Source organism: Streptomyces anatolicus, from assembly GCF_019400875.1.
Lineage (GTDB): Bacteria > Actinomycetota > Actinomycetes > Streptomycetales > Streptomycetaceae > Streptomyces > Streptomyces anatolicus.
Genome location: NZ_WMBF01000433.1, coordinates 1 through 5,430, shown reverse-complemented (window position 1 = coordinate 5,430; position 5,430 = coordinate 1). Strand labels below are relative to the sequence as shown.

Genomic DNA, 5,430 nt, shown 5'->3' with positions numbered 1-5,430 from the left:
GCTCGGGGCCGGATGCGCGGGGGCGGACGCGCGGAGGGCCGGACGCGCGGGGCCGGACGTACGGTCCAAACGCACAGGGCCAGACACACAGGGCCAGACGCACGGGGCCCCATGCGCAGGGTCGGACGTACGGGGCCCGATGCACGGGGCGTGGTGCGCGGGGCGAACGCACGAGGCCGGACCCGCGGAACCGGACGCGCGAAACCGGACGCGCGAAACCGGACGCGCGGAACCGGACGCGCGAGGCCCGCTGCTCGAGGACGGGCGCACGGAGGCGGGTGCTCAGGGGCGGACGACTGTCATTCGGGTCACCGTCAGTTCCTCGATCGCGAAGCGTGGGCCCTCGCGGCCGACGCCCGAGGCCTTCACCCCTCCGTAGGGGGCGATGTCGCTGCGGTAGCCGGGGACTTCGTTGATCACGACGCCGCCCGCCTCCAGCTCCTCCACCGCCCGGAAGGCGGCGCCCAGGTCGCGGGTGAAGACCGCCGCGTGCAGGCCGTAGCGGCTCGCGTTGACGACGTCGTACGCCGTCTCCAGATCCGGCACCGCACGCAGGCAGACCACCGGGCCGAAGATCTCCTCGTCCCAGGCCGGCTCCCCGTCCGGCACGTCCGCGAGCAGCGTCGGCGTGAGGCAGCGGCCCTCCCGCGTGCCCCCGGCGACCACCCGGGCGCCCGCCGCCCGCGCCCGCCGGATCCAGTCGGCGACCCGCTCGGTGGCCGCCTCGTCGATGAGGGCGGAGACCCGGGTGGCCGGATCGCGCGGGTCGCCCACGACCACCGCCCGCAGCCGCTCCGCGAGCTTCCTCTCCAGGGCATCGGCGACCGCGTCGACGGCGACGACCCGCTGCACGGAGACGCAGGCCTGCCCGGACGCGTAGTACCCGCCGCGCACCACCGCGTCCGCCGCCGCGTCGAGATCGGCGTCCGCGGCCACGACGAGCGCGGCGTTGGAGCCCAGCTCCAGGACGACCTTGCGGGGCGCGGCGTCGCGGGCGATGCGGTGGCCGACGGCCGCCGAGCCGGTGAAGGAGACCGCCGCGACGCCGGGGTGGGTGGTGAGGGTGCGGCCCACCTCCGCGCCCCCGGTGACCAGTTGGACCGCTCCGACGGGCGCGGCCGCCGCGGCGAGGCGTTCGCGGACGAGGTGGACGAGCCGCAGGGTGGCCAGCGGGGTCGAGGGGGCCGGTTTGACGATCACCGGGCAGCCCGCGGCGAGCGCGGGGGCGATCTTGTGGGAGGCCAGCAGCAGGGGGTAGTTGAAGCCCGCGATGCCGACCACGACGCCGACGGGCCGCCGCGTCCAGAACCCGAAAGCCCTTCGCCGGACGGCTGGACGTCCAACGGCACGGTCTCGCCGTGCAGATGGGCGACCTCGTCGGCGGCGGCCTGCCAGGTGGCGACGGTCCGCAGCATCTCGATGTCGCAGTCCACGCGCGGCTTGCCGGTCTCCAGGACCAGCAGGTCCACAAGGCCGGGCAGCTCGTCGCCGAGCGCCGCCGCGACGTCGGCGAGCACCTGCCGCCGGGTGTGGGAGGGCAGCGCGCCGACCGTCCTGCGCAGCCCGGCCGCGTGCTCGACCGCCTGCCGGGCGAGCGCCGTGTCGCCGACGGGCGCGTACGCGAACTCGCTGCCGTCGTAGGGGAAGGTGACGGCCCGGCGGCCGGGCGCGGGGACCCAGGAGTCCCCTACGGGCAGTCCGTCCGGGGGAAGGGTGTACGTCGTCACCGGGCGCCCCCGGTGAGGAAGGCGTGGGCCGCGGCCGCGTACACGCGCGTGTACTCGCCGATCTCGCGCACCTCGACGTACTCGTCCTTCTGGTGCGCGATCCACTTGCCACCGGGGCCGTAGACGACGGTGGGAAGACCGGCGTCGCGGGTGAGGATCGTGCCGTCCGTGGTGCCGGGTACGGCGCCGAACGGTGGCGCCGCGCCGTGGACCTGGCGGTGCCCGGCCACCAGCGCGCTGACCACGGGGTGGTCCTCGGCGATCTCGACGGCGGGCCGGTCGTCGACGACGGTCAGGGCGATGTCCACACCGGCCGTGGCGGCCGCGGCGCGCGCCGATTCCCGTACGCGGCCGATGAGTTCGGCGTGGTCGGTGCCGGGAATGGTGCGTACGTCGACGCCGACGACGCCGTGCGCGGGGATGACGTTGAGCTGGTCGGGGTCGCCGCCGAGCAGCACGGTCGGCGTGACGGTCACGCGGCCCGCGTGCGGATGGGCGCCGTAGCGCTCCCGCGCCCACGCCTGGACGTCCGCGAGCGCGTCGACGACGCGGGCGCCCGCCACGATCGGGCTCCTCGCCTCCTGCGGCATCGCGCCGTGCGCCATGACGCCGTGCAGGTCGATGCGGAGCCGGATGCCGCCGCGGGCGGAGGTGCACACCTCGTACCCCTCGGGTTCGCAGACGATGACGGCGTCCACGGACCGCGCGAGCGGCGACGCGGCGAACGCCTTCGCGCCGAGCATCAGTCCTTCCTCGTCGCAGAGCACGCCCACGACGATCCGGCCGGGGAAGGGCCCGGCGAGCTGGAGGGCGCGTACCGCGTAGATCATGGCGGCGACGCCGGACTTCATGTCGGCGGCGCCGCGTCCCCAGAGCCTGCCGTCGCGGATCAGCGCCCCGTACGGGTCGACGCTCCAGTCGGCCGGGTCGCCCTCGGTGACGACGTCGATGTGCCCCTCGAACATCAGGGTCGGCCCGTCGCCGCCCCCGCCCTCGACGACGGCGACGGTGTTGGGCCGTCCGGGGGCGACCTCCACGACGTCGTACGTCCATCCGAACGTGTCGAAGAGGCGCTGGACGAGGAGGGCGGCGGGCTGTTCGACCTCGGTGGCGCCGGCGGCGTTGACCGTGCGCAGCCGTACCAGATCCTGGGTGAGGGCGAGGGCGGCATCGGTGTCGACGGCGGGGACGGTCGGGGGTGCGGTGGCCATGGAGAACCTCCAAGTCGTCCGGCTGACCGCGTGATCGACCGTCGGCGCCGCGCGGGGCGCGTCGCCCGGTCAGCTGGTCAGACCAGTTGAGTGCCCGTACTCTGCCCGCGCGTTCAGCCTGGGGTCAACCGTCGGATCTTGGTCGGCCCGCGCCTATCAAGCCACCGTGGCGGGGGCATGCCCGCCGGGGGCACTGCGCCCCCGGGTCAGCTTCTCCGTACGCCGAGGCGGCCCTCCAGTTGGGTCAGCAGATCGCCCAGGAGGCCACTCAGTTGGCCCTGGTCGTCGGCGTCCAGGACGGACAGGACCACCGTCTCGTACGCGAGTTGTTGCGGAAGGATCCTGTCGACCAGGTCGCGGCCCGCTTCGGTGAGCCGGACGTGGGCGACCCTGCGGTCCCTCGCGTCGGCCCTGCGGTCGACCAGTTCCCGCTCCTGGAGCTGCTTGAGGCGCTTGGTGACCGCGGCGCCCGAGGAGAAGGTCTCGCGGGCCAGCTCCCCCGGCGTCAGTTCGTGCCCCGTGCGGCGCAACGCGCCGAGCAGGTCGAACTCGGCGCGGGTCAGGCCCGCCCGGCGCAGCGGGGCGTCCTCGGCCTGCTGGAGGAGGGCCGCGCAGCGGTTGATGCGGCCGATCACCTCCATCGGCCCGGTGTCGATGTCGGGGCGCACCGCCTGCCACTGCCGCACCACCGCGGCCACGGTGTCCCCACCGAGGCCCGCCACCGGACCGTTCTCTGCTCTCATGCTCGTGCGCCCTCCCAGGCGTCGGCGGCCTCCGCGCGGTGCCGCGTCCCCTGACCGTTCTCGTCGTTCTGTCGTCGGACCGTCGCCGCGAGCGTACGGTGTCCGGCGCGTTCGGCCGCGATCACCCGCTGTTCCGGCAGGGCGCGCGGCCACCACTCCCCCGCAGCCGCGTCGGCGGCGGCGCGCAGTTCGACGAGGGCGGCGGTGAGCCCGCGCCGCGCGGGTTCGACCGTGCCCGCCCGGGCGAGACCGGCCTCGGCCCGCTCCCTGGCCCGGTCCACGGCCTCGACGGCCTGTTCGATCTGGTCGGCGGCGCGCCGGTTGGTGACGAGGACGGCGGCCGCGACGCCGAGGACGGCTCCGACGAGGGTGTCCACGACGCGGTCGAGGATCAGCTCGCCGGGCTGCTGGAACCGCGCGAACTCGGTGACGAGCAGCGCCATCGGCGTCACGCACACGGTGCCGAGCCAGTAGTTCCGGCTGATCAGCGCCTCCGCGCCGAAGGCGAGGGCGAGGCAGCTCACGATCAGCTCCGCGTGGCCGAGGTGGGCGAACGGGGCGATGGCGGCGAAGGCGAGCACGCCGACGAGGTTGCCGACCACGCGCTGCACGCCCCGGTTCCAGGTGAGCGTCACGTTGGCCTGGTAGAGGGAGGCGGCGGTGACCAGGGCCCAGTAGGGGCGGCCGACGCCCAGCGCGAGCGACCCGTATCCGGCGAGCGCGCAGCCCACGGCGGTGCGCAGCGCGAGGGGCAGCAGCGGGGAGCCCGGCGCGAACCGGCGCCACAGCGGCACCTTGGGCCCGGCGAGTTCCGCGGCGACTCCGAGGAGTTCGTCGCGCTCGCCGGGGCGTACGCCGCCGGGACGCGGGACCGCGCCGGTGCCGCGCAGCCCGGCGGCCCAGGAACGCAGCGCCGCGGGGTCGGCGGCGGTGGGCGCGGCCAGGGCCTCTTCGGCGCGGATGACGAGGCGGGCCAGGGCGCGCCGGGCCTCGACGGTTTTCGCGCCGGTGGCGAGCAGCGACTGCCAGGCGGCGTGCACGGCCCCGGCCGCGGCGGCGCGGGCCCGCTCGGCGGCGGGCCCGGCGTCCGTGGCCTCGGGTCCATCGGCGGCCCCGGCACCCTCGGCGATGGCGGTCTCGGCGTACGCGGCGACCGCGGCCAGGGCTCGCGCGGTGGCCCGGCGCTCGGGCCCGTGCGGCCGTACGAGCGCGGGCGCCATGCCGACGAGCCAGGCCACGGCCCCTCCGGCGAGGGTGAGCGCGAGGTGCCCCGGGACCTGCCCGAGGCCCTGCGGGGCGAAGAGGGTGGCCGAGCTGATGAAGGTGAAGATCAGATGGCCGGGTGGCCCGATGCGGGTCGCGTCGCACAGCGTCTTCTGGGCGGCGGCGAGCAGCGCGCCGAGGGCGACGAGGACGGCGGCGGAGCCGGTCAGCGAGGCCGTGACGAGCGCGACGGCCACGCTCGCCGACATCCCGGCGACGACCCAGGCGAGGGCGCGCGCCCGGGCGGCGTACGGGAGGTTGTGGGCGTACAGGGCGCAGAACGAACCGGCCATCGTGTACATCACGAGGTCGAGCCGGCCGAGGGCCAGCAGTGTCAGGTTCGGTATCGCCGTGGCCACGACCACGCTGCACGCGGGCTTGAACCAGATGTCCGAGGGCTTGCCCGGGCGCAGCACCCCGGCGAGCGGGAGCCGGACGGGACGGGTGGGACGGGCGGACGTATGCGGGGGCGACGGCGTACTGCTC

Annotated in this window: 5 protein-coding genes; all 5 read right to left on the bottom strand. The window is 75.7% G+C overall.

Features of this window, described 5'->3' with window-relative positions:
- Positions 1–282: 282 nt before the first annotated feature.
- Positions 283–1,281 (bottom strand): aldehyde dehydrogenase family protein, encoded by a 999-nt coding sequence (locus GKQ77_RS26775; protein WP_308117804.1) that lies wholly within the window; start codon positions 1,279–1,281, stop codon positions 283–285.
- Positions 1,197–1,727: an aldehyde dehydrogenase family protein gene (locus tag GKQ77_RS33995; RefSeq protein ID WP_308117803.1), complete on the bottom strand. Its 531-nt coding sequence runs from the start codon at positions 1,725–1,727 to the stop codon at positions 1,197–1,199. The genes GKQ77_RS26775 and GKQ77_RS33995 overlap by 85 nt, the downstream gene beginning before the upstream one ends.
- Positions 1,724–2,938: a M20 family metallopeptidase gene (locus GKQ77_RS26770; protein ID WP_219691501.1), complete on the bottom strand. Its 1,215-nt coding sequence runs from the start codon at positions 2,936–2,938 to the stop codon at positions 1,724–1,726. The genes GKQ77_RS33995 and GKQ77_RS26770 overlap by 4 nt, the downstream gene beginning before the upstream one ends.
- A gap of 206 nt (positions 2,939–3,144) precedes the next feature.
- Entirely contained in the window at positions 3,145–3,681 is a 537-nt protein-coding gene (locus GKQ77_RS26765) for a MarR family winged helix-turn-helix transcriptional regulator (protein WP_219691500.1), read from the bottom strand.
- Positions 3,678–5,430 (bottom strand): FUSC family protein (locus GKQ77_RS26760; protein WP_372459991.1); only part of this gene is annotated, 1,753 nt, incomplete at its 5' end. The genes GKQ77_RS26760 and GKQ77_RS26765, both read right to left, overlap by 4 nt.

Excerpts from the sequence above, each read along its gene's own strand:
- GKQ77_RS26770 (WP_219691501.1), bottom strand. The coding sequence starts at position 2,938 with ATGGCCACCGCACCCCCGACCGTCCCCGCCGTCGACACCGATGCCGCC.
- GKQ77_RS26765 (WP_219691500.1), bottom strand. The coding sequence starts at position 3,681 with ATGAGAGCAGAGAACGGTCCGGTGGCGGGCCTCGGTGGGGACACCGTG.